This is a genomic window from Streptomyces sp. BA2 (assembly GCF_009769735.1).
Lineage (GTDB): Bacteria > Actinomycetota > Actinomycetes > Streptomycetales > Streptomycetaceae > Streptomyces.
Genome location: NZ_WSRO01000002.1, coordinates 1841899 through 1865070, shown reverse-complemented (window position 1 = coordinate 1865070; position 23172 = coordinate 1841899). Strand labels below are relative to the sequence as shown.

Below are 23172 nucleotides of genomic sequence, written 5' to 3'. Positions count from 1 at the left end.
CGGGTACCCGTGCCGTGGTGCCCCTCGCAGGTCGCGTCAGACCAGGAGGCCTCCGCAATGACCGCCACTCCTCGCACCCCGCTCTCCCAGCTCGAACAGGGCATCCCCTTCGAGCAGCGGCACATCGGTCCCGATGTGGAAGCACGGGCCAAGATGCTCGCGCAGGTCGGATACGGCTCGCTCGACGAGCTGACCGCCGCCGCCGTGCCGGATGTGATCAAGAACGCCGAGGCGCTGAACCTCCCCGGGGCGCGCACCGAGGCCGAGGTCCTGGCCGAGTTGCGCTCCCTCGCGGACCGTAACCAGGTTCTTGATTCCATGATCGGGCTCGGTTACTACGGGACCTTCACGCCGCCCGTGATTCTGCGGAACGTCATGGAGAACCCTGCGTGGTACACCGCTTACACGCCGTACCAGCCCGAGATCTCCCAGGGGCGGCTCGAGGCGCTGCTCAACTTCCAGACCGTCGTCGCCGAGCTGACGGGGCTGCCCACGTCCGGTGCCTCGCTGCTGGACGAGGGGACCGCCGCCGCCGAGGCCATGGCGCTGTCGCGGCGCATGGGCAAGGTCAAGGACGGTGTCTTCCTCGTCGACGCCGACGCGCTGCCGCAGACCATCGCCGTCATCCAGACCCGCGCCGAGCCGACCGGTGTCGAGGTCGTGGTCGCCGATCTGAGCGAGGGCATCCCGGCCGAGGTCGCCGAGCGCGGTGTCGTCGGCGTACTGATCCAGTACCCCGGCGCCTCGGGTGCCGTGCGCGACATCAAGCCCCTCATCGAGCAGGCGCACGAGCTCGGTGCCATAGTCTCCGTCGCCGCCGACCTGCTGGCCCTCACGCTGCTCACCTCGCCCGGTGAGCTCGGCGCCGACATCGCGGTCGGGACCACGCAGCGCTTCGGCGTCCCGATGGGCTTCGGCGGCCCGCACGCCGGTTACATGGCGGTGCGCGAGAAGTTCGCGCGCAGCCTGCCCGGGCGGCTGGTCGGTGTCTCCGTGGACGCGGACGGCAACAAGGCCTACCGGCTCGCGCTGCAGACCCGTGAGCAGCACATCCGCCGCGAGAAGGCCACCAGCAACATCTGTACCGCTCAGGTGCTGCTCGCCGTGATGGCCGGAATGTACGCGGTCTACCACGGACCCGAGGGGCTCAAGGCCATCGCGCGGCGTACCCACCGCTACGCCATCGTGCTCGCCGCGGGGCTCGCCGCGGGCGGGGTCGAGGTCGTGCACGGTGCGTACTTCGACACCCTGACCGTGCGGGTGCCCGGCAGGGCCGACGAGCTCGTCGCCGCGGCCCGCGAGGGTGGCGTCAACATCCACCAGATCGACGCCGACCACGTCTCGCTGGCCTGCGACGAGACCACCACGCGCAAGCAACTGACCGCGATCTGGACCGCGTTCGGGGTCGAGGCCGACATCGAGGCGCTCGACGCGGAGACCGAGGACACGCTTCCCGGCGGCCTGCTGCGCTCCGACGAGTACCTGACGCACCCCGTCTTCCACCAGTACCGCTCCGAGACCGCGATGCTGCGCTACCTGCGCAAGCTGGCCGACCGTGACTACGCGCTCGACCGCGGCATGATCCCGCTGGGCTCCTGCACCATGAAGCTCAACGCGACCACGGAGATGGAGCCGGTCACCTGGCCCGAGTTCGGGCAGCTGCACCCCTTCGCCCCCGCCCAGCAGGCGCAGGGCTATCTGACGCTCATCCGTGAGCTGGAGGAGCGGCTCGCCGAGGTCACCGGGTACGACAAGGTCTCGCTGCAGCCCAACGCCGGTTCGCAGGGCGAGCTTGCCGGACTGCTCGCCGTGCGCGGCTACCACCGCGCCAACGGCGACGAGCAGCGCACCGTCTGCCTCATCCCGTCCTCCGCGCACGGCACCAACGCCGCGAGCGCCGTGATGGCCGGCATGAAGGTCGTCGTCGTGAAGACCAGCGACGACGGCGAGATCGACATCGAGGACCTGCGCGCCAAGATCGAGAAGCACCGCGACGAGCTGTCCGTGCTCATGATCACCTACCCGTCCACGCACGGTGTCTTCGAGGAGCACGTCGCCGACATCTGCGCCCAGGTGCACGAGGCGGGCGGCCAGGTCTACGTCGACGGGGCGAACCTCAACGCCCTGGTGGGCCTCGCCCAGCCCGGCAAGTTCGGCGGCGACGTCTCGCACCTGAACCTGCACAAGACGTTCTGCATCCCGCACGGCGGCGGTGGCCCCGGCGTCGGCCCGGTCGGTGTGCGCGAGCACCTCGCGCCGTACCTGCCCAACCACCCGCTGCAGCCCGCCGCGGGCCCCGAGACGGGCGTGGGTCCGATCTCCGCCGCGCCGTGGGGCTCGGCCGGAATCCTGCCGATCTCCTGGGCGTACGTACGCCTCATGGGCGGCGAGGGCCTCAAGCGGGCCACGCAGGTCGCCGTGCTCTCCGCGAACTACATCGCCAAGCGCCTGGAGCCGCACTACCCGGTGCTCTACACCGGTCCCGGCGGGCTCGTCGCGCACGAGTGCATCATCGATCTGCGGCCGATCAGCAAGGCGACCGGTGTCAGCGTCGACGACATCGCCAAGCGGCTCATCGACTACGGCTTCCACGCGCCGACCATGTCGTTCCCGGTCGCGGGCACCCTGATGATCGAGCCGACCGAGAGCGAGGACCTGGTCGAGATCGACCGGTTCTGCGAGGCGATGATCAGCATTCGCGCCGAGATCGAGAAGGTCGGCGGCGATTGGCCCGCCGATGACAACCCGCTGCGCAACGCCCCGCACACCGCCGCAGCGCTCGGCGGTGAGTGGGAGCACGCGTACAGCCGCGAGGATGCCGTCTTCCCGGCCGGTGTGGTGGCCGCGGACAAGTACTGGCCGCCGGTGCGCCGCATCGACCAGGCGTACGGCGACCGGAACCTGGTCTGCTCCTGCCCGCCGCTGGATGCGTACGAGGACTGATATCGGGGCCTGCACATGCATGGGGGCCGGTCCGGAGGTTTGTCTCTCCGGGTCGGCCCCTTTGTTGTCCGTGCTGTCCGTGCTGTCCGTGCCCTGCTGCCGTCGCGTCAGGCGGCGGTCATGATCGTGTCCGTGCCCAGCGGTCGATGCGGGGCGATGATCTGACCGTCCGGCAGCAGTTCACCGGTGTCCTCGAAGAGGAGGACGCCGTTGCACAGCAGGCTCCAGCCCTGCTCCGGGTGGCTCGCCGTGAGGAGCGCGGCTTCCCGGTCGGCGGAGTCGGCTGTCGGGCACGGTGGTTGGTGCTGGCACATGGAAGGGTTCTTTCGCTGCGATGTGATGGCTGTGACGTCTGCCTTGCGGCTCGATGCGGTGTTCATGGCCGCCCCCCGTTTAGTCGGTCGGTCCCAGTGTTGCCCTACGGGCGTCAATCCGCAGGGATTTAGCGGCAGCGCTCCTTACTGCTTAATGACGTATCACCCGCCCGGACGGTTCAGCCCAACTGCACTGTCTCTTCGGGTGGTTCGGGGTGGTCATACCGGGCTAGTCCGTATGGGCACATGACGCGCCGGCCCCGCGGTCGGGACGGCGGCGGGGCACGGGGACGTACGGCGAGGTCAGGCGGGTGAGCCGAGCAGCGGCGCCGGGGTCATGCGGTGCGTGAGGACCTTGAGGAGCTCCGCGGCGCGGTGTGGGCGGTGCGCCGCGATGCCGGGCGGCGCGGGCGCCAGGGGCACGAGGACATCGGAGGGCGCGAGATGGCCGCCCGCGCCGTCCGCGGTGCAGTCGCCGTGCAGCCAGAGTGTGAGCATGTAAAGCTCGGGTACGGACAACAGTCGTGGCTGGTACGGCATGGGCATCGCTTCGGCCTGACGGAGGGCGCGCTCGGTGGACGCAATGTACGGACCTTCGAAGAAGTGCGAGAAGGTCCACCCGTCAGGCGTCAGCATCGTGTCCGCAGCGGCGACGGCTCGCTCGCCTGAGCGGATCAGGAAGCGCCAACCCGCGAGCCGGGTGGGCGACGTATCCGAAGGGGTGATCCGGTCAAGTACGTGGACCGGCAACGGGAGTTCGGGGCTCGCGGGTCCTTGCGCCGCGCGCAGGGACGGGGTGCGGGCTTCGCGTACGGCAGTGGGTGAACCGAGTGCCGCGAGGACGCTGCGCAGGGCGGGCGCGGGAGCCGGGGGGACTTGCAGCGGCATGATGGGTCGCCTCTCTCATTCGACAGGCACGGTGGAACGAGGACAGGTGCGGACGTCGCTGTCTGCTCCGGGGTCAGAGGGGCGGGGGCAAGGGACCGCGAGCGCCAACTCTCTGCCTCGTTCGCGGAGTTTATACGACACGTGTTCAGGCAGTGTTTCGTCTAACCGCACCCGATATTGCCTGCAAGGCGTAATTCGGTCGCCATTTTGCGGCCTTTAACCCGATTCTGGAAGAGCCCGGACGTTTGACCTCGGACCCCTTCGTGGGAGCGGACGGCCGATTCTCATCGGTGTTTTTCACCAGGCGCCGGTGCGAGGATTCCCCGGCACACCTCATGCCTGGTGAATGTGCCGCTCGTACTTGGCGTTGAGCGTACTGGGCCGGGGGCATGTGCGGGGCGTTATCGATCACATTGCAGGGCATCATCCACCGAGACACAGCGGCCGGATCATTGGCTGCCCATCCGAGGAGGGGACGCTTCGATGGGGGAGAAGGTCGTAGCAGGAACGTTTGATCTGGCCGAGCGGAACCAGTATCGGACCAAGCTCAAGGAGTGTCTGGCGGGGTTGCGGAGGCTGCTGGACGAGGAGCGGTTCGACCGGCCCAAGAACCTGATGGGCGTGGAGATCGAGCTGAATCTCGCGGGGCCCGACGGCATGCCGAGAATGCTGAATGCGGAAGTACTCGAACGGATCGCGAGCCGGGACTTCCAGACGGAACTCGGAATGTTCAATCTTGAAGTCAATATCGCACCGCACCGATTGGGCGGACGTGTTCTCGACCGTCTCGCCGAGGAGTTGCGCACCGGCCTCGCCTATGCCCACCGGAAAGCGAACGAGGTGAACGCCGGCATCGTGATGATCGGCATTCTGCCGACCCTCGCGCACCACGACCTGGTCTCGGGAAACCTCTCCGACGTCGACCGCTACGCGCTGCTCAACGACCAGATCGTCGCCGCGCGCGGCGAGGAGTTCGTCCTGGACATCCAGGGCGTGGAGCGGCTCACCTGCACGTCCGCGTCGATCGCCCCCGAAGCGGCGTGCACATCCGTGCAGTTGCACCTCCAGGTCACGCCGGGCAGGTTCGCCGACGTGTGGAACGCGGCCCAGGCCGTCGCCGCCGCCCAGATCGCCGTCGGCGCCAACGCGCCTTTCCTGTTCGGGCGTGAGCTGTGGCGCGAGTCGCGGCCGCCGCTGTTCCTGCAGTCCACCGACACCCGCCCGCCCGAACTCCAGGCCCAGGGCGTGCGGCCGCGGACCTGGTTCGGCGAGCGCTGGATCAGCGACGCGTACGAGCTCTTCGAGGAGAACCTGCGCTACTTTCCCGCGCTGCTGCCCCTCATGGACGACGAGGAGCCGCTGGAGGTGCTCGACGACGGCCGCGTGCCGCAGCTCGGTGAACTCGTCCTGCACAACGGCACCGTGTACCGCTGGAACCGCCCCGTGTACGGCATCGCGGGCGGCGTCCCGCACCTGCGGGTGGAGAACCGCGTCCTGCCCGCCGGCCCCACCGTCACCGACGTCATCGCCAACGCCGCCTTCTACTACGGCGTCGTACGCGCCCTCGCCGAGGAGCCCAGGCCCGTGTGGAAGCGGCTGCCCTTCGAGGCCGCGGCCCGCAACTTCGACACCGCGTGCCGCGACGGCATCGAGGCCCGTCTGCGGTGGCCGCGGCGCGGCCGCTCGGGCGGGATCGTGGAGGTGCCCGCGGTCGCTCTCGTACGCGACGAGCTGTTGCCGCTGGCCGCGGCCGGGCTCGACGCGTGGGGCGTGGAGCCCGCCGACCGGGACTTCTACCTCGGCGTCATCGAGGAGCGGTGCAGGCGCCGGGTGAACGGAGCGTCCTGGCAGGCGGCGACGTACCACCACGCCTTGGAGACCGGGCTCGAACGCGAGGCCGCGCTCGCGGCGACCACCCGGCGCTACGCCGAGCTGATGCACGCGGGGGACCCGGTGCACACCTGGCCGGTGGGGCTGCCGGAGCCGGCCGTCCTGAGCTGAGGCGTACGGGGATGGGCTCAGCCGTGGCTGCCCGCCTCCATGATGGCCTTGAGGATGACCGCGTGGATCTGCGCCGGGTCGTCGACCTGGTGGCCTGACCCGCCGGTCGCCTCCGCGATCTGCACGACCTCCTCCTTGTCCGCGTTCGGGCCGACCGCGATGGCGATGAGCGGCACCGGGCGCTTGGGGTCGGAGAGGTTCTCCAGCTGGGAGATGAGGTTGCTGCGCGAGATGGAGCCGGGGTCCTGGTTCGCGCCGTCCGTGAGCACCACGAGGGCGTTGAACTTGCCGCCCGCGTGGGTGGACGTGGCTTCCTTGTACGCCGCGAGCGTGGTGTCGTACAGGCCGGTCGCGCCGCCCGGGATGGGCGTCAGGTCGCTGAAGGCCTCCGCGATCCTGTCCCGCTGGGTGCCGCCGCCCTTGCGGTCGCCGAGCCGCTCGGTCGGCACGAGCTTGCGGTAGTCGCGCTCGCCGTCCAGGAGGGTGGCGAACTCCCACAGGCCGATCTCGTCCTCGTCCGTGAACCCCGCGAGCGCTTGGAGGAGGGAGGACTTGGTGACCTCCATCCGGGACTGCTCGCGGCCCGGCACGAACTCGCCCATGGAGTCCGAGACGTCGACGACCGTGCTGAGCCGGGCACTCTGGACGGTGATCGTCCACATGCCGAGCGTCTCCTGGAGCTCCTTCTCGGAGGGCGGCTCGCTCGCGTCGTCGCCGTACGGCTGGGGCGTGCGCCCGCCGGCCGCGGTGACGAGCTTCTCCGACGGGTCCTCGGCGCCCGTCCTGAAGCCGTGTTTCTCCAGGATCGCGCGGCCCTCCTCGTCGCTGAACAGGGTCATGAAACGCAGGGCGGCCCGGCTCTGGTCCGTGGACAGCTCGTCCTCCTGGACCAGCGTGTACGGGTGGTCGAGGCGCGGTGAGCCGTCCTTCGGATAGAACATGTCGAGGCTGTTCTCCTCGCCCGCCGACGCGTTGTGCGCGAACGCGGCCTGCTCGGAGAGGATCAGCGCCTGGTTGCGGCGCGGGTTGCCCTGTTCGGTCCCGGAGGAGTCGCGGGCCAGGGTGTCCAGGAGCTGGCCGTCGCTGTCGGACGTACGTGCGGACAGCGCCTTGGCCATCCCGGCGGCCTGGGTGTCGCCGTCCTTGCCGCCCGACTTCTTCGCCGACGCGCTCAGCTGCGCCAGCGCAAGGAGGCCGGTCGCGCTGCGCGCGGGATCGGCGGCGCCGAGCCGCAGCTTGTCGCCCTTCATCGCCGCGCCGGTCAACTCCGGCCAGCTGTACGTCTTCTTGGGCCAGCCCAGGGTCTTGGAGGCGGAGGGGACCATGGCCATGCCGACCGGGGACGAGGCTATGTTCCCCGCGGGCGACACCTTGTTCTGCTTGCCGCCCAGGCCCACGCGCTGCAGCCACAGTTCGGAATCCGGCACCCACACGTCGTAGCCGGGATTGCCCTTGCCCGTGCGCAGTTCGTCGGCGACCTTGTACGAATCACGCGCCGAGACCCGTACGTCGATGCACGCCCCGTCGGACGTGACGTCGTTCTCACGCGCGTCGTCGGCCGCCGCGCTCAGGGCCGGGGCGATGGCGGGGGCGGCGACGACGTCCAGCTGCACCGTGTCGTCGTGGCACGAACCGCCGAAGGTCAGCAGGTCGCTGCGGACCGCGACCGCCGTGCCCGCCGCGACCGTCAGGACGAGTGCCGTCGCGATGGCCACGGTACGGCCGCGTGTACGTGGCCGAGGGTCGGGTGCGTCGGTCCCGTACTCATCGGGCAAGCTGTGACGTCCCATGGCGGTGGTGCCCCTCCTTGAGCGATGAAGCAAGGAAAGAGGGGGCGGCATGACCGCAATCGGCGTCCGTCCCCCTCGGCCTGTCGCGCACGGTCTTCGTAACTTCTTTCGAGACCCTAGCGGGGCGGGGATGGGGATGAGGCGGGATTACTCAACTGGAGGCGGAGTGCAAGCGGAGTCCGGGCCGTTGGCCGGTTCTTTTCGGGGCGAGGGGCCATCGCGACGGATCTTCCGGGACGAGACGCTGCTCGTCCTGGCGCTCTCGCTAGGCGCGAGCGGTGTCTCCGCGCTGATCAGCTTTGTCGGATCGGTCACCAAACCCGGCGGTCTGAAGGATCAGGCCGCGACCATGAACGCGTCGGCCGCTCCGGGGCGGCCGTGGCTTGATCTCGCGTGGCAATTGTTCGGAATCACGACGGCGTTGGTGCCGGTGGCGCTGGTCGCGCACTTCCTGATCCGGGAGGGCGCGGGGCTGCGCTCGATCGGCTTCGACCGGAGCCGGCCGTGGCCGGACCTGGGGCGCGGGGCGGCGATCGCCGCGGTGATCGGCAGCACCGGGATCGCGTTCTATCTGGCGGCGCGGGGGCTCGGGTTCAACCTGACGGTGGTGCCCGAGGATCTGCCCGACGTGTGGTGGAAGTATCCGGTGCTCGTGCTGGCCGCGGTGCAGAACGCGGTGCTCGAGGAAGTGATCGTCGTCGGCTATCTGCTGCGCAGGTTCGGGCAGTTGGGGTGGACGCCGATGGCCGCGCTGGTCGGGAGCTCGGTGCTGCGCGGCTCGTACCACCTCTATCAGGGCATCGGCGGGTTCATCGGGAACATGGCGATGGGGGTGGTCTTCGTGCTCCTGTACCGGCGGTGGGGGCGGGTCGGGCCACTGGTGGTGGCGCATTCGCTGCTGGATATCGGCGCGTTCGTGGGGTACGCGCTGCTTGCGGGGAAGGTGGGGTGGCTGCCGACGCCTTAGGCGGCGGGCGCTTCCGGAGGGCAGTTCTGTGGGGACGTACGACTGGGTCGTACGTCCCCACAGTCGTGTCAGGCGTACAGCTCGCCCTCGATGACGGTGACCGCGCGGCCCGTCAGGAGGGTGCGGTCGCCGCGAAGTTCCGTGCGGACCAGGCCGCTGCGGGCCGATGCCTGCAGGCCGGTGAGCTCCGTGCGGCCAAGGCGCTGGGACCAGAAGGGGGCAAGGGCCGTGTGGGCGCTGCCGGTCACCGGGTCCTCGTCGATGCCGACGCGCGGGAAGAAGCCCCGGGAGACGAAGTCGTAGCCGCGGGCGGGGTCTTCGGCGCGTGCGGTGGCGATGATGCCGCGCTCGGAGTGCTGGGCGAGGGCCTTGTGATCCGGGGCGAGGGCGCGCACCGTCTTCTCGTCGGCGAGCTCGACCAGCAGGTCGCCGAGGTGCGCCCCGGTGTCGTACGCCGCGAGCGGCTCGGCGCCGAGGGCTTCTGCCGCGCCGTCGGGGATCTCGGCCGGGGTGAGCGGGGCGGTCGGGAAGTCCATGGTGATGGTGCCGTCGGTGTGCGCGACCGTGGTCAGGACACCGCTGCGGGTGGCGAACCGTACGGGGCCTTCGGCTGAGCCGGTGGCCTTCAGGACGTGGGCGGTGGCGAGCGTGGCGTGGCCGCAGAGGTCCACTTCGGTGGCGGGCGTGAACCACCGGAGCGCCCAGTCGGCTTCGGCGTCCGCGGGGAGGCGGTGGGCGAAGGCGGTCTCGGCGTGGTTGACCTCCGCGGCCACGTTCTGTAGCCAGGCGTCCTCGGGGAAGGCGTCGAGGAGGAGGACGCCGGCGGGGTTGCCCGCGAAGGGGCGGTCGGTGAAGGCGTCGACGATGCGAATGCGGTGAGAAGTCGGCATGTCGATGACGCTAGCGGGCCAATGCGGGGGTGGGACAAGGCCAATTGGGGGTGAGTGGCCCGATTGGCCTGCTCGGCGATCTCGCCTCGCGTCCCGCACGGGGCGGGCACAGGCTGGAAGGGAGGGGAACTCTGGACCCCGCCACCGGGCCCGATGAGCCCGATGAGCCCGATGAGCCCCACGAGGAGGAGCCATGACGGCGACGACGCGGAACGACACTCCTGTCGCGATCGAAGGAGGCGGCGTGGAGCTGCGTATGCGGGATGTCGGGGGAGGCATGGCCGTCGCGTTCGTACAGCTTCCGGAGGGTGCGGACATGACGCCGGCCCTCACGGGGATGCCGGGCGGATTGTGCCAGTGCCCGCACTGGGGGTACCTGCTCAAGGGGCGGCTGAAGATGCGGACAGCGTCCGGTGCCGAGATCTACGAGGCCGGTGAGGCCTTCTACTGGGCGCCGGGCCATGCGCCGGAGGCGCTCGAGGACTGCGAGTACGTCGACTTCTCGCCGGCGAAGGAGCTGGGCGAGGTGGTCGACCACGTCAAGGCGCACATGGGCTGAACGCTCCCTCCGGCCGGCCTGGCGAGGTGGCGGCTGGGGGCCGGCGTCACGGGCTCGCGCGGCGACCGCGGCCTCCAGCAGGGTCCAGCCGTCGACCTCCACCGCCGGCTGCCCTCCCGGCTGCCACCCGCGGGCCGACGCGACGTCGAGCAGGGCCCGGACGGCGCCCGGTTCGTGCAGGTTCAGGGAGTCGCCCCCGGTGAAGCCCACGTCCCCGGAGCCCATGGGGAACCCGCCCGGGACGTACCGGCCCGGCCCATGAGAGGGGGGGGCTTGCCAGGCGAACGGTTCCGATATATCGTTGACGCATCGCGACTGATCAACGACTACACGGTTGATCACTGATACAAGAGGAGTGATGGCGATGCGTTCCCACGGTTATGAACACGAGCACGGACGTGGAAAGTGCGGCCCCGGCCATGAGGGCCGGGGTGGTTTCGAGGGGCGGCGCGCGGCGTTCGGTCCCTTCGGGCCTGGCTTCGGCGGCCCCGGTGGGCCCGGTGGTCCCTGGGGTGGCCGAGGCGGCAGGGGTGGTCCGCGAGGCAGGGCGCGGCGCGGTGACGTACGCGCGTCGATCCTGGCCCTCCTGAAGGACCGGCCGATGCACGGCTACGAGATGATCCAGGAGATCGCCGAACGCAGCGGCGGGGCATGGAAGCCCAGCCCCGGTTCGGTCTACCCCACCCTCCAGCTTCTGGAGGACGAGGGCCTGATCAGCAGCGCGAGCGAGGGCGGCAAGAAGCTCTTCTCGCTCACCGATGCCGGTCGCACCGCGGCCGACGAAGGTCCCGACGCGCCTTGGGAAGAGGCCGGGCGCGGGGTCGACTGGGAGGCGCTGAGCGAGATCCGGCAGGCCGGTTTCGGTCTGATGGAGGCGTTCGGCCAGGTCTGGAAGACCGGCAGCAAGGAACAGCGCGAGAAGGCTCTCACGGTCATCAACGACGCCCGTAAGAAGCTGTACCTGATCCTCGCCGATGAGGACTGAGACGGTGGGGGCCGATGAGCCCCATTGCCGTTGAGGCGCCCCGCACTTCATGTGTGGGGCGCCTCTTCGCGTCAGGGGTGGGGGTGATGCTCAGGTCACCAAGCCCGCCAGCTTCCGCAGCGACTCGTTCAGCGCGGCCGTCGCCGAGTCCTTCAGCTTGCCCGCCATCAAGGAGACCGCCGCGCCCGTGAACTCCCCGTCTATGCGTACGTTCGTCGTGTCCCCCTCGGGGGAGAGGGTGTAGCGGGTGCCGACCGTGACGCGCATCGGGCCCTTGCCCTTGATCGCAAGGGTGCGCTCGCTCTCCAGCTCCTCGATCGTCCAGTTGACCTCGGCGGGGAAGCCCATCAGCTTCATGTTCTCCGCGAACGTGCCGCCCGCTTCCAGCGTGGTGGGGGCGCCGTTCGGGAAACTCGTGTGCGTGGCGTTCCACTCGCCGTACGAGGAGAAGTCGGTGAGTTGGGCCCAGACCTTCTCGGCGGGCGCCTCGATCCGTGCTTCCGCGCTGACTTCGGCCATGCGACGACCCCATTCCTTTCGGGCGCTGCGGCGGGGCGCAGCTGCGGTGTCGCGGAACGTAGCCGCAGGGCCCGGAACATTCAATACTGATGAACCGTCAGATGTCGTGGACACTGCGGCGCTGCCGCCCGGAACCGGGTCGGGTACTGTTGCCCTCCCCCGTGACGGACGCGGGGAGACGGACTCAGGAGGTGAGACCCATTACCGCTGCAGCAGGTCGGGTGCTCCTCCTTCGCGACCGCGCGGTTCACCCGGCATAGGTGACCGAAGGGAGCCCCACAGGCGTCCCGAAAGGTTTCTCTTCACATGTCGGCTTCACCTTCCTCACCCGCGTCACCGTCCATAACGCCCCTCACTCCCGCCGCCATCGTCACCAGGCTGCGTACCGCCGGCTGTGTCTTCGCCGAGGACGAGGCGGAGTTGCTCGTCGGCACCGCGCGTGACCCCGCCGAACTCGCCGCCATGGTGGAGCGGCGCGTCACCGGTCAGCCGCTCGAACACGTCCTGGGCTGGGCGGAGTTCCGTGGTCTGCGGATCGCCGTGGACGTGGGGGTCTTCGTGCCCCGGCGGCGCACCGAGTTCCTCGTACAGCAGGCCGCGGCCCTTGCCCGGCCCGGTGCCGTCGTCGTCGACCTGTGCTGCGGCTCGGGGGCGCTCGGGGCCGCGCTCGGCGTGTCCGTCGACCGGGTCGAGCTGCATGCCGCGGACATCGACCCCGCCGCCGTGCGGTGCGCGCGGCGCAACGTCGCCGACGTGGGGGGACGGGTGTACGAGGGCGACCTCTACGAGCCGCTGCCCGACGCCCTCCGGGGCCGCGTCGACGTACTGCTGGCGAACGTCCCCTACGTACCCACCGAAGAGGTCGGTCTGCTGCCGCCGGAAGCCCGTGTCCATGAGGCGCGGGTGGCGCTCGACGGCGGAGCGGACGGTCTCGACGTCCTGCGGCGGGTGACCGCGGACGCGGCGCGCTGGCTGGCTCCCGGCGGCCGGCTGCTGTTCGAGACGAGCGAGCGCCAGGTGCCGTACGCGCTGGAAGCGGTCGCCGACGGCGGTCTCGTGGCGCGGTCGGTGAGCGACGAGGAGATGTACGCGACGGTCGTCGTCGGGACGCGGCCCTCCTAGGCGCCAGGTGGGGCCTGGCCGGGCAGGCGTCAGCCCGGCAGGCGTCAGCCCACCCTGCGTATCACCGCCGCGTCGAAGAGATCGCACGCCCTGGGGAAGGGGCCCTCGTCGTGGCAGTGCCAGGCTTCCCAGAAGAGGTCGGCGGGCAGCGCGTTTTCGGGTGCGTACACCCGGTACACGTACTGCCTGCCGTCGACCGCGGGCAGCGCGACCATCCAGCACCTGCACTCCATACCTGAAAGACGAGCGGCCGGTGCGCCGTGGTTGCGTGCCCGGCGCGAATCAAGACGGCGCGCGCCCCTCGGGGAAGAACAGCCAGATCTCATCCGTAAGGAGGAGAAGCCGCTCATGCGTACCCAACCTGTGTCGGACGCGAAGATGCTTCCCGCCGCCGATGACGCCGCCTCAGGGGACTGATGGGGTGAGAGATGTGCAAAGCCGTACTCCGCGGGGCGCCGAGCCCGGCCCGACCCGAGCAGAGACCGACTCCCGACTGAGCGCCGCGCTGACGTCGGTGGTGGCCGGCGCGCGCCGGCGTGCCGTACGGGACGGTGACCGGCAGATCGACACCGCGCATCTGCTGCATTCCCTCATGGAGACCGACCCAGGTGTACGGGCGGCCTTCGACGACGGGGCGCAGGTGGTGCGGCTCCTCGGCTATCTGGTCCAGCGCAGCATCGGCTACGGCCTGCAGTGGCAGGGGACGGTCGAGGACTCCGGAGCGGTGCCGATGGTGCGGGCGGACGACCCCGCCCCTGTGGCCCCCGTCAACCCCGTCAACCCCGTGAACCCCCGTGTGAAGGAGACGGGTTGGTCGCCGTCCGCGAGTGCCGCCATGGAGGCGGCCATCGAGCGGGCCGACCGCCGTGACGAACCGCGGGCTCTGGGCATCGATCTCCTGGCGGCGCTCCTCGCCGATCCGGACTGCCGCGCGGTCGAGGTCCTGAGGCGGGCCGGGGCCGACGCCCGGGAGGTCCTCCGGCGGATCGATGACGATCCGTTCACCGGGACCTCCGCCGATGCGCTCGTCGATCCCTACGCGGACCCTTGCGCGGACCCGTACGCGGATCCGTACGCCGGGACGTCCGCCGATTGAGACAGGGTCTATCGGGGGTGACGCTCATGACACGTCCTGTCATGATGTGCCGGTGCAAGCGTCTCAGGGGAATCACACAGGCTCGCGGCCGAGCCGGGGGAGAGGCGTCGGCCTGGGGCTCGCCCTTGGCTCGGCGGTCGCCTTCGGCGGCTCGGGCGTCGCGGCCAAGCCGCTGATCGAGGCGGGCCTCGACCCGCTCCACGTGGTGTGGCTGCGGGTGGCGGGCGCCGCCCTCGTCATGCTGCCGGTGGCCTGGCGCCACCGTGGGCTGCTGCTCCGCAGGCCCGCGCTCCTCCTCGGCTTCGGCCTGCTCGCCGTGGCCGGTGTCCAGGCCTGCTACTTCGCCGCGATCTCCCGCATCCCCGTCGGTGTCGCGCTCCTGGTCGAATACCTCGCGCCCGCGCTCGTCCTCGGCTGGGTGCGCTTCGTGCAGCGGAGGCCCGTGACGCGCGCGGCCGCGGTGGGCGTGGTGCTCGCTGTCGGCGGGCTCGCCTGTGTCGTCGAGGTGTGGGCCGGGCTGAGCTTCGACGCCGTGGGGCTGCTGCTCGCGCTGGGCGCCGCGTGCTGCCAGGTCGGCTACTTCGTCCTGTCCGACCAGGGCAGCGACGCGGGCGACGAGGCTCCCGACCCGCTCGGCGTCATCGCGTACGGACTGCTGATCGGTGCCGTGGTGCTGACCGTCGTGGCGCGTCCCTGGGGCATGGACTGGTCGGTGCTCGCCGGGAGCGCGGACATGGACGGCACGGCCGTGCCCGCGTGGCTGCTCATCGGCTGGATCGTGCTCCTCGCGACCGTCGTGGCGTACGTCACCGGGGTGCTCTCGGTGCGTCGGCTCTCGCCGCAGGTGGCGGGTGTCGTGGCCTGTCTCGAAGCGGTCATCGCCACCGTGCTCGCCTGGGTCATGCTGGGCGAACACCTGTCGGCACCGCAGATCATCGGGGGCGCCGTGGTGCTCGCCGGGGCGTTCATCGCGCAGTCGTCCACGCCCGCCAAGCCCCGGCAGGGGCCGACCGCGGGCGGGCTGCCGGAGCCGGAAGAGCGGTTGTCGTCAACCGGTACTGCCGTTTAGGGTGTTGATCATGCATTCACGCGCGCTCGTTCTTCCGCCCCCGGCCGCTTAGGCGCGGGCACCCTCCTGGATCACACCCGGCGGTCGCCGGGTGGAACGACGCTGCCCGCAGACGGAGCCAGGGACCTTCTTTCCTTTCTGCGGAGAACTCACGTGTCGAATGTGTCGACTGCTGCCTCCGGCCTGTCCGTCGGACGAGGCCTCTTCTATCTGATCATCGCCGGGACGGCCTGGGGCACCGCCGGTGCCGCCGCCGCGCTGGTCTTCAATGCCAGCGACATGGGACCGGTCAGCCTGTCCTTCTGGCGCTGTGCGGGCGGCTTCGTGCTGCTGTTCGCCGTCCGTCTGGTGCGCTCGCGCCGACGCTCCGCGGGCGCCGCCGTGGGTGCGCCGCTGCGGCGCAGGCTGCCGCGGATCGTGGCGACCGGCGTGGCCCTCGCCGTGTTCCAGACCGCCTACTTCGCGGCCGTCGAGTCGACCGGACTCGCGGTCGGCACGGTGGTCACGATGGGGGCGGGGCCCGTACTCATCGCGATCGGGGCGCGGTTGACCATGGGGGAGCGGCTCGGGCGCGGCGGTGTCGTCGCGGTGGGCGGGGCGCTTGCCGGGCTCGTGGTGCTCGTCCTGGGCGGCGGGGAGGCGAGCGTGCGTCCGCTGGGCGTCGGGTGGGGGTTGCTCTCGGCGGCCGCGTACGCCGCGATGACGCTGCTGACGCGGTGGTGGGGGCGGGACGGCGGCGCCGACTCGGCCGACACGACGGTCTGGTCGTTCGCCGTGGTGTCCGTCTGCCTGCTGCCGCTCGCCGCGGTGGAGGGGCTTGTCCCGCACGCCGCGGAACCGGCCCGGATGGGCCTTTACTTGCTATACATCGTCGTGATCCCGACGGCGGTCGCCTACGCCCTGTACTTCGCGGGCGCCGCCGTCATCCGGTCCGCGACCGTCTCCGTGATCACGCTCCTCGAGCCGCTGAGCGCGGCGGTCATCGCGGTCGTGCTGCTCGGCGAGGAACTCACCGTGTCGACGGTGCTCGGCACCCTGGTGATGCTGGCGGCGGTGACGGGCCTCGCGGTCGCGGAGACGGCCGCTGTGCGGCGGGAGACGGTGCTGGCCTGAGTGTGTTCGCGAGGCGCGGCCGGTCTGGCCGCGCCCCGCGAACGCTGTCTTGAGTCTGCGTGCCCCGGTGGGAGCAGGTGGACGTGTGGTGGTGGAGACGCGGGCCGGTGGGGGCTGGTCGCGCCCACGTGGCGGGGCCGTATGTGTCTCGGCCCCGCGCTCCTTGCGGGGTGCTCAGCGGTGGTGTGGTCGGTGTGTTGGCGCTGTCGCGGTCCGTGAGCGGTGTCTCTCGGGGTTCAGGTGGACGTGTGGTGGTGGAGACGCGCCGGGTGGGCGCTTGGTCGTGCCCACGTGGCGGGGCGGCATATGTGTCAGCCCCGCGCCCTTGCGGGGTGCTCAGCGGCGGCGTAGTTGGTGGGTGTGTGCTGCTGCGTCGCGGGGGCCGGCGCGGTTTGCCAGGCCCGTGGCTATTCGGTCCTGGACCTCCTGCGGCTTGTGGCTGGCGTACTTGAACTTTGCTCGTACGTCGGTCACTTCGAGGCACAGGGCGCGGATGCCGGAGAGCATGCGGCCGAAGGGGGCCTCGCCCACCGCTGCCGGGGCCGAGCCGCCCTCCGGCTGGAAGTGGGCGACCTGGCGGTTGAGGAGCTCGGCCTTCTCCTCCGGGGCGTCCACGATGCGGGCGGTGCAGCGGAGTTGGACGGCGGCGTAGAAGCTCGTCGGCACGCCGTGCTCGGGCGGGGTGTCCGGGGGCGCCTGCCAGGGGCCCGGCACGTATACGTAGTCGTCCACCACGCTGAGCAGCACTTCCGGATCGGCTTCGAGCGCGGGCCACAGCGGGTTGGGGCGCGCCAGGTGGGTGATCACCCTGCCGAGCGGGCCGTGGCCGGATTCGAAGGCGAAGTGGGCGGGCTGTACGTGCGGCGGCTCTCCGGGGAGGCCGTTCACCGCGAGCTGGCCGAAGTCGTGGTCCGCGAGCCAGTGCTGCCACTCGGCGTCGGAGCGTGGGGCGTCCCAGGGGTGGATCAGCATCACAGTTCGATCAGGTAGTCGGGTACGTCGATGCCGGAAGCGAGGTCGGCCGACGGGACGAGCGGGTCGTGGCCCTTGCGCAGCGGGACGACGCCGGCCCAGTGAGGGAGGCCGAGGTCCTCGGGGTCGTCGTTCGGGCCGCCGGTGCGCACCTTGGCGGAGACCGCGGCGAGGTCGAGGCTGAGCACGGCGGTCGCCGCGAGCTCCTTCGCGTTCGCGGGGCGGGAGTCGGCGGAGCGGCCCGGCACGACGTGGTCGACGAGCGCGTCGAGGGCGGCGCGCTTCTCCTCGGGGTCCGTGACCTGGTGGGCGGTGCCGTGGATCACCACGGAGCGGTAGTTGATCGAGTGGTGGAAGGCCGACCGGGCGAGGACCAGGCCGTCGACGTGGGTGACGGTCAGGCAGACCGACAGGCCCGGATCCTTCTGTGGGGCGCCGGCCGCCATCCGCAGTGGCCTGGATCCCGTCGAACCGTGCACGTACAGGCGCTCGCCCACCCGGCCGTACAGCGTCGGCAGCACGACGGGGGCGCCGTCGCGCACGAAACCGAGGTGGCAGACGTAGGCCTCGTCGAGTATCGCGTGCACCAACTCCTGGTCGTACGCGGCACGGTCCCGCCCGCGGGTGGGGACGGTGAGGTCGGTCGGCGCGTACGAGGCGGTGTCGGTGGCGGTCTCGACGCCGGTCTCGATGCCGGACTCGGATGCGACGCTCATTGCCTTCTCCATTGCACTAGTGCATAATCTTGTTTGTGCTAGGAGAGTATCGGATCGAAGGCCGGCGCGCAGCTGAGATCGCTGCCAGCGTGGAGCGTGCGGTGGGGGGCGGAGGCCTGGAGCCGGGTCAACTCCTGCCGCCGATGCGCGAGTTGGCGGAGCGACTCGGGGTGAATCCCAATACGGTGGCCGCCGCCTACCGCACGCTGCGCGAACGCGGCGTCATCGAGACGGCGGGGCGGCGCGGCAGCCGCGTACGCCCCAAGCCCGCGACGACGGTGCGTGAGCTGATCCGCGTGGACGTGCCGGACGGTGTGCGTGACGTGTCGAACGGCAATCCGGACACCGCGCTGCTTCCGCCGCTCGCCGAGGCGTTCGCGGCGGCCGCCGCCGAGGGCGACCGGCGTCCCGTGCTCTACGGGGAGGAGGCCGTGGACCCCGAAATGACCCGCCACGCGCGCGTGGCCCTCGACGAGGACGGGGTGCCGGACGGTCCTGTCGCCGTCACCTCCGGGTCCCTCGACGCCATCGAGCGCGTGCTGGCCGCCCACCTCAAGCCCGGCGACGCCGTCGCGGTCGAGGATCCCGGCTGGGGCAGCCTGCTCGATCTGATGCCGGTGCTCGGACTGCGCACGGTCCCGGTGGGCGTCGACGACCACGGGCCGCTGCCCGCAGAGGTGGAGGACGCGCTGCGCGGCGGCGTACGGGCGCTCATCGTCACCGACCGCGCCCAGAACCCGACGGGCGCCGCGATCAGTGCCCCACGCGCGCGTGCGCTGCGAAAAGTCCTCTCCGCGCACAAGGACGTGCTGCTCGTCGAGGACGACCACGGCCATGCCATCGTCGATCTGCCGCTGCACCCGCTGGCGGGCGTGACCCGCAGCTGGGCGTTCATCCGCTCCACGGCCAAGGCGTACGGCCCTGACCTGCGCCTCGCCCTGCTCACCGGGGACGCCGTCACCGTCGATCGCGTCCAGGGGCGGCAGCGGCTCGGCCCCGGGTGGGTGAGTCACGTCGCGCAGCGCGCCGTCGTGCGGCTGTGGACGGACGGGGCGGTGGACACGGGTGAGGTGGCCGCGTCCTACGGGAAGCGGCGTGATGCCCTGATCGCCGCGCTCGCCCAGCGGGGCGTCACGGCGCACGGGCGCAGCGGCATGAACGTATGGGTGCCCGTGCCGGACGAGACCGGGGCCGTCGCCAGGCTGCTGCACGCGGGGTGGGCCGTCGCTCCGGGGGCGCGCTTCCGGATGAGCGCGCGGCCCGGGGTGCGGATCACGGTGTCGACGCTCGGGGACGCGGACATCGAGGTGGTGGCGGACGCCGTAGCCTCCGCCACCGGGCCCGCCCCCGCGCGGCGCTATGAGTGATCGGGCCGGTTCCGGGCGCGATCACGGGGCCTGGACTGGGTGAGCGCCGCACCCGCCAGGATGATCACAGCGCCGACCGGCGTCGACCAGCTCAGGGACTCGCCGAGCACGGCGACGCCCGCCGCGGTGGCGATGACAGGGACGAAGTACGTGACCATCTGGGCCGTCGTCGGACCGACCTCGGAGACGAGGCCGTACTGGATCAGGAAGGCGAGCCCGGTGCCGACGGCACCCAGTGCCACGACGGCGAGGAGCGGCACGACGGGGAAGTGCGTGGGCAACGAGGTGAACAACGGCGTCACGACGGCCAGTTCGACGGTGGCGACCAGCAGCTGTGCGCCCGTCAGCGAGAGGTTCGAGTGACCGGATCCTGCCAGGGTGCGGCGCACGTAGATCCAGCCGACCGGATAGCTCAGCGAGGCGAGCAGCGCCAGCGACGTGCCACGGAGGTCGATGCCGCTGAAGCCCTGCCAGGCGCCGAGCACCGTGAGCACGCCGAGGAAGCCGATGCCGAGCCCCGCGACCCTGCGCCGCGTCGGCCGGTCCTCGGAGAGGGCGACCATGGAGAGCGCCATGCCCCACAGGGGCGAGGTCGCGTTGCAGATGCCGGCCAGCGTGGACGGGATCGTCAGCTCCGCGTACGCGAAGAGCGAGAACGGCAGGGCGTTGAGCAGCAGCGCGGAGACCGTGAGGTGCGCCCATGTCCGTACCCCGCGCGGCAGTCGCTCGCGCTTCATCACGAGGACGGCCGCGACGACCACGGTGCCGAACAACAGGCGGCCCAGGGTGACTTGGAAGGGGGCATAGCCCTCCGTGCCGACCTTGATCAGCAGGAAGCTGAAGCCCCAGATCAGCGAGAGGATGCCGAAACGCAGGCGCCAGCCGAGGGCGCGGCGGCGCTTCGGTTGAGCGGCTTCAAGGGTGGCGGGGGAGGCGGTGACGGAGGAGCCGGGAGGGGTGGTGGTGACGCGCATGTACGTCACATTGAAGCCTCCGACCTCGTAGAACAAGCGAAATTAGCTGCCCAGTACCGCGTAGCATCGCTTACATGTTGAACCTGGAGCGCCTGCGCACGCTCGACGCACTGGCCCGGCACGGCTCGGTCAGCGGCGCCGCGGCCGGGCTGCACGTCACGACGTCGGCCGTCTCCCAGCAGATGACCAAACTGGAACGCGAGGTGGGCCAGCAGCTCCTCGCCAAGAACGGCCGCGGAGTGCGCCTCACCGATGCCGGAAGGCTGCTCGCCGAGCACGCCGCGCGCATCCTCTCCCAGGTCGAGCTCGCCCAGTCCGACCTGGAGGAACAGCGCGGCAAGGCCGTCGGCGAGCTGCGGATCTCCGCGTTCCCCACGGCGATGCGCGGCCTGCTGCCCGCCACGCTCACCGCCCTGCGTGCCGGCCACCCCGGCCTGCGCGTCCGCTCCCAGGAGATGGAGCCGCAGCCCGGAGTGGCCGCCGTGGTGCGCGGCGACATCGACCTGGCGGTCGTCCTCGACTGGTACAACAAACCGCTGCCGATGCCCGGAGGCCTGGTCAAGGCGTCCCTCCTCGACGACCCCGCCGATGTCGCGATGCCCGCGGCGCACCCCCTCGCCGACCGCGCCGAAGTGGACCTGGAGGAGTTCGTGGACGACGAGTGGATCGCCTGGGCGGAGGGGGAGTTCTGCCACGAGTGGCTGATGTTCACGCTGCGCGCCAAGGGCATCGAGCCGCGGATCGCGCACCGCGCCGAGGAGCACCACACCCAGCTCGCGCTGGTGGCCGCGGGCCTCGGCGTGTGCGTGGCACCCCAGTTGGGGCGCGATCCGATGCCGGCCGGGGTCAGGACCGTTCCGGTGCGCCACCGGGTGCGCCGCCATGTGTACGTGGTGTGGCGCGCGGACGCTGACCGCCGCCCCTCGATCAGGGCGGCGGTGGAGGCGCTCCAGGTGGCGGGGGCCGGGCTGCGCTAGCGTCCACGGGGGCCGCTGGCGTCCACGGGGGCAGGCCGAGGGTGTCAGGGGCGGGCCTGTAGTCCCGCCAGTTTCCGGAAGTCCCAGGACGTGATCGCGTCGGGGGTGAGCCGGATCCACGCGTGCTTCCCGTCGTACGGCATCGAGTCCATCCCGAAGTACTTCTGGGCGAAGAGCCGCTCAGGGGCTTCGAGTTCGGGGCAGGGATCGCCCATCCGCGGTGACTCGGCGACGAAGACCGCCGTCCCGGAAAGCTCCACGCCCCGCAGCTCCCCGTACTCCACGCCCGAGTCGATCACCACGGCGATCCGCTGGTCGCCCCGCAGGTCGGCCCAGCGCTTGCTGCGGGTGATCGAGAAGAGCCACAAGGACGTGCCGTCCCAGGCGAACCAGAGGGCGCTGACGTGCGGGGCGCCGTCACCGGACACGGTCGCGACCCGGCAGGTGCGTTCCGTGGTGAGGTAGGCGTCGAGCTCGCCGGGCGACATCATGATCCTGCGGCCACGGCGCTGTGTGACGGCCATCGGTCCTCCCGCGACAAGTGGAAAAGGTGGGCGCACAACCGAAACTGACACTCCGTCAGGACGGTGCGTCTGGAAAGCATGCGGTCTCTTCCGTCGTGGCGCAATGGCGGCTAACCTCCGCGCATCCCGGGCGCCGGTCGCCCAGGCCGACCCGTTCGACCCGGACGCCCCGGACAGGAGGAGCGATGCCGTCGCACGAACAGCTCAGGGAACTCCTCGACCCCGCCACCACCGTGCTGCTGACCGTCGAGTGCCAGCAGGGCGTGGTGGGGACGGAGAGCGCACTGCCCGAACTCGCCGACGAGGCACGCTCGTCGGGCTGCCTCGCCAATGTCGCGCGGCTGGTATCCGCCGCCCACCAGGCCGGGGTCCAGGTCCTGCACGCCGTCGCCGAACGGCGTCCCGACGGGCGCGGCGCCAACCGCAACGCCCGCCTCTTCCGTGCCGCGGGGCGACTGCCCGTGCAGCAGCTCTCCGGGACCAGGGCCGTGCGGATCGCACCGCCCATCGAGGTGGCCGAGGAGGACTTCGTCGTACGGCGGCTGCACGGGCTCTCGCCCCTGGCGGGCACGGACGTCGACCCGCTGCTTCGCAACCTGGGCTGCCGCACCCTCCTGGTGACCGGTGTGTCGGCGAACGTGGCGATACCGAACGCCGTCTTCGACGCCGTGAACCTGGGCTACACCGCCGTCGTGCCCTCGGACGCCATCGCGGGAGTCCCCTCCGACTACGCACCCGCGATGATCCGCAACACGCTCGCCCTGGTGGCCACCATCGCCACCACCGAGGAGGTCCTCGGCAGCTGGAAGCGTCCCGGGCCGGTGTGATCAAGATGTCCTAGGCCAGGGTGATCGAGTCGCCGTCGACGCTGATCTCGGCGGCGGGCAGCGGTTTCGGCGCCGGGGAGGCCTTCACGCTCCCGTCGGTGATGGAGAACTTGCTGCCGTGGCAAGGGCAGTTGATGGTGCCGCCCTCCACGCTCGTCACCGGACACTGTTTATGAGTGCAACGGTTCGAGAAGGCCTTGAACTCGCCCTTCGTCGGCTGGGTCACCACCACCCCCTCCTCCTTGAAGATCTTGCCGCCGCCCACCGGGATCTCCGACGTCTTGGCGAGCGCGGCCCCCGCCGCGCCACCGGCGGCCTCGTCGGGCGTCTGCTCCCCGGCCGCGTCGGAGTCGTAACCGTCGTCGCTCTCACCGCAGGCGGCGAGGGCGGCGGCCAGGCTGACGACGCCCGCCGCGGCGACGGCCGAACGGCGGGAGAGCTGGGGAAGAGGTTCTTTCGAAAGGGTCATGTCTGGTGGTACGAGGCCACGCGCCGCTGTGTTCAAGCCCTCAAGCACTTCTTGCGCGAGCCGAGTTCGGACCGGCATTAACCTGGGGCA

23 protein-coding genes are annotated in these 23172 nt (G+C 70.9%); 12 read left to right on the top strand and 11 right to left on the bottom strand.

What is annotated here, in order from left to right:
* Positions 1-57: 57 nt before the first annotated feature.
* Positions 58-2943 (top strand): aminomethyl-transferring glycine dehydrogenase, encoded by a 2886-nt coding sequence (gcvP, locus tag E5671_RS10990; RefSeq protein ID WP_160503665.1) that lies wholly within the window; start codon positions 58-60, stop codon positions 2941-2943.
* Between the two features lie 107 nt (positions 2944-3050).
* Here gcvP and E5671_RS10985 read toward each other — a convergent pair whose 3' ends face one another.
* Positions 3051-3257 (bottom strand): DUF5999 family protein, encoded by a 207-nt coding sequence (locus E5671_RS10985; RefSeq protein WP_160510115.1) that lies wholly within the window; start codon positions 3255-3257, stop codon positions 3051-3053.
* Between the two features lie 303 nt (positions 3258-3560).
* A complete protein-coding gene (locus tag E5671_RS10980) occupies positions 3561-4145 on the bottom strand; it encodes a hypothetical protein (protein ID WP_160503664.1) in 585 nt (194 codons plus the stop codon).
* 483 nt (positions 4146-4628) lie between these two features.
* Here E5671_RS10980 and E5671_RS10975 point away from each other — a divergent pair, with 483 nt between their 5' ends.
* The gene (locus tag E5671_RS10975; RefSeq protein WP_160503663.1) at positions 4629-6146 is read left to right on the top strand and encodes a glutamate--cysteine ligase; all 1518 of its coding nucleotides are present in this window, start codon (positions 4629-4631) and stop codon (positions 6144-6146) included.
* A 17-nt stretch (positions 6147-6163) separates the two neighbouring features.
* Here E5671_RS10975 and E5671_RS10970 read toward each other — a convergent pair whose 3' ends face one another.
* On the bottom strand, positions 6164-7936 hold the full coding sequence (locus tag E5671_RS10970) for a substrate-binding and VWA domain-containing protein (RefSeq protein WP_160503662.1): 1773 nt from the start codon (positions 7934-7936) through the stop codon (positions 6164-6166).
* A gap of 166 nt (positions 7937-8102) precedes the next feature.
* On the opposite strand from E5671_RS10970, the gene E5671_RS10965 reads away from it, so the two are divergent.
* A complete protein-coding gene (locus E5671_RS10965) occupies positions 8103-8903 on the top strand; it encodes a CPBP family glutamic-type intramembrane protease (RefSeq protein ID WP_160503661.1) in 801 nt (266 codons plus the stop codon).
* 68 nt (positions 8904-8971) lie between these two features.
* Here the strand turns inward: E5671_RS10965 and E5671_RS10960 are convergent, their stop codons facing one another.
* Positions 8972-9793: a PhzF family phenazine biosynthesis protein gene (locus E5671_RS10960; protein WP_160503660.1), complete on the bottom strand. Its 822-nt coding sequence runs from the start codon at positions 9791-9793 to the stop codon at positions 8972-8974.
* 193 nt (positions 9794-9986) lie between these two features.
* On the opposite strand from E5671_RS10960, the gene E5671_RS10955 reads away from it, so the two are divergent.
* Positions 9987-10352: a hypothetical protein gene (locus tag E5671_RS10955; RefSeq protein WP_160503659.1), complete on the top strand. Its 366-nt coding sequence runs from the start codon at positions 9987-9989 to the stop codon at positions 10350-10352.
* A 364-nt stretch (positions 10353-10716) separates the two neighbouring features.
* The gene (locus tag E5671_RS10950; RefSeq protein ID WP_160503658.1) at positions 10717-11337 is read left to right on the top strand and encodes a PadR family transcriptional regulator; all 621 of its coding nucleotides are present in this window, start codon (positions 10717-10719) and stop codon (positions 11335-11337) included.
* Positions 11338-11427: 90 nt separating this feature from the next.
* On the opposite strand, the gene E5671_RS10945 is transcribed toward E5671_RS10950, so the two are convergent.
* Positions 11428-11856: a type II toxin-antitoxin system Rv0910 family toxin gene (locus E5671_RS10945; protein WP_160503657.1), complete on the bottom strand. Its 429-nt coding sequence runs from the start codon at positions 11854-11856 to the stop codon at positions 11428-11430.
* Between the two features lie 306 nt (positions 11857-12162).
* On the opposite strand from E5671_RS10945, the gene E5671_RS10940 reads away from it, so the two are divergent.
* A complete protein-coding gene (locus tag E5671_RS10940) occupies positions 12163-12978 on the top strand; it encodes a putative protein N(5)-glutamine methyltransferase (protein ID WP_160503656.1) in 816 nt (271 codons plus the stop codon).
* Between the two features lie 44 nt (positions 12979-13022).
* Here the strand turns inward: E5671_RS10940 and E5671_RS45360 are convergent, their stop codons facing one another.
* Positions 13023-13211, bottom strand: a complete 189-nt coding sequence (locus tag E5671_RS45360; RefSeq protein ID WP_202121078.1) for a hypothetical protein — start codon at positions 13209-13211, stop codon at positions 13023-13025.
* A 197-nt stretch (positions 13212-13408) separates the two neighbouring features.
* Between E5671_RS45360 and E5671_RS10935 the strand changes: the two genes are divergently transcribed.
* The 3 genes from E5671_RS10935 (at position 13409) to E5671_RS10925 (ending at position 16256) form a co-directional block, all read left to right on the top strand.
* Positions 13409-14074 (top strand): Clp protease N-terminal domain-containing protein, encoded by a 666-nt coding sequence (locus E5671_RS10935; protein WP_336605731.1) that lies wholly within the window; start codon positions 13409-13411, stop codon positions 14072-14074.
* Between the two features lie 52 nt (positions 14075-14126).
* Positions 14127-15143 carry an EamA family transporter gene (locus tag E5671_RS10930; RefSeq protein WP_443032595.1) on the top strand — a complete coding sequence of 339 codons (1017 nt, stop codon included), beginning with the start codon at positions 14127-14129 and terminating at the stop codon, positions 15141-15143.
* 162 nt (positions 15144-15305) lie between these two features.
* Positions 15306-16256: an EamA family transporter gene (locus E5671_RS10925; protein WP_160510114.1), complete on the top strand. Its 951-nt coding sequence runs from the start codon at positions 15306-15308 to the stop codon at positions 16254-16256.
* Positions 16257-16592: 336 nt separating this feature from the next.
* Here E5671_RS10925 and E5671_RS10920 read toward each other — a convergent pair whose 3' ends face one another.
* Positions 16593-17228 (bottom strand): FMN-binding negative transcriptional regulator, encoded by a 636-nt coding sequence (locus E5671_RS10920; protein ID WP_160503653.1) that lies wholly within the window; start codon positions 17226-17228, stop codon positions 16593-16595.
* A complete protein-coding gene (locus E5671_RS10915; RefSeq protein WP_160503652.1) occupies positions 17228-17944 on the bottom strand; it encodes a pyridoxamine 5'-phosphate oxidase family protein in 717 nt (238 codons plus the stop codon). Before E5671_RS10915 ends, E5671_RS10920 begins: the two co-directional genes overlap by 1 nt.
* 35 nt (positions 17945-17979) lie before the next feature.
* Between E5671_RS10915 and E5671_RS10910 the strand changes: the two genes are divergently transcribed.
* Positions 17980-19311, top strand: a complete 1332-nt coding sequence (locus E5671_RS10910) for an aminotransferase class I/II-fold pyridoxal phosphate-dependent enzyme (RefSeq protein WP_160503651.1) — start codon at positions 17980-17982, stop codon at positions 19309-19311.
* Here the strand turns inward: E5671_RS10910 and E5671_RS10905 are convergent.
* The gene (locus E5671_RS10905; protein ID WP_160503650.1) at positions 19302-20285 is read right to left on the bottom strand and encodes a DMT family transporter; all 984 of its coding nucleotides are present in this window, start codon (positions 20283-20285) and stop codon (positions 19302-19304) included. The two genes, E5671_RS10910 and E5671_RS10905, sit on opposite strands and share 10 nt — an antisense overlap.
* Positions 20286-20359: 74 nt before the next feature.
* Between E5671_RS10905 and E5671_RS10900 the strand changes: the two genes are divergently transcribed.
* Positions 20360-21262: a LysR family transcriptional regulator gene (locus E5671_RS10900; RefSeq protein WP_160503649.1), complete on the top strand. Its 903-nt coding sequence runs from the start codon at positions 20360-20362 to the stop codon at positions 21260-21262.
* Between the two features lie 44 nt (positions 21263-21306).
* Here the strand turns inward: E5671_RS10900 and E5671_RS10895 are convergent, their stop codons facing one another.
* The gene (locus E5671_RS10895; RefSeq protein ID WP_160503648.1) at positions 21307-21786 is read right to left on the bottom strand and encodes a pyridoxamine 5'-phosphate oxidase family protein; all 480 of its coding nucleotides are present in this window, start codon (positions 21784-21786) and stop codon (positions 21307-21309) included.
* Positions 21787-21971: 185 nt separating this feature from the next.
* On the opposite strand from E5671_RS10895, the gene E5671_RS10890 reads away from it, so the two are divergent.
* Positions 21972-22613: a cysteine hydrolase gene (locus E5671_RS10890; protein WP_160503647.1), complete on the top strand. Its 642-nt coding sequence runs from the start codon at positions 21972-21974 to the stop codon at positions 22611-22613.
* Between the two features lie 10 nt (positions 22614-22623).
* On the opposite strand, the gene E5671_RS10885 is transcribed toward E5671_RS10890, so the two are convergent.
* Entirely contained in the window at positions 22624-23082 is a 459-nt protein-coding gene (locus tag E5671_RS10885) for a Rieske (2Fe-2S) protein (protein WP_160503646.1), read from the bottom strand.
* Positions 23083-23172 lie beyond the last annotated feature (90 nt).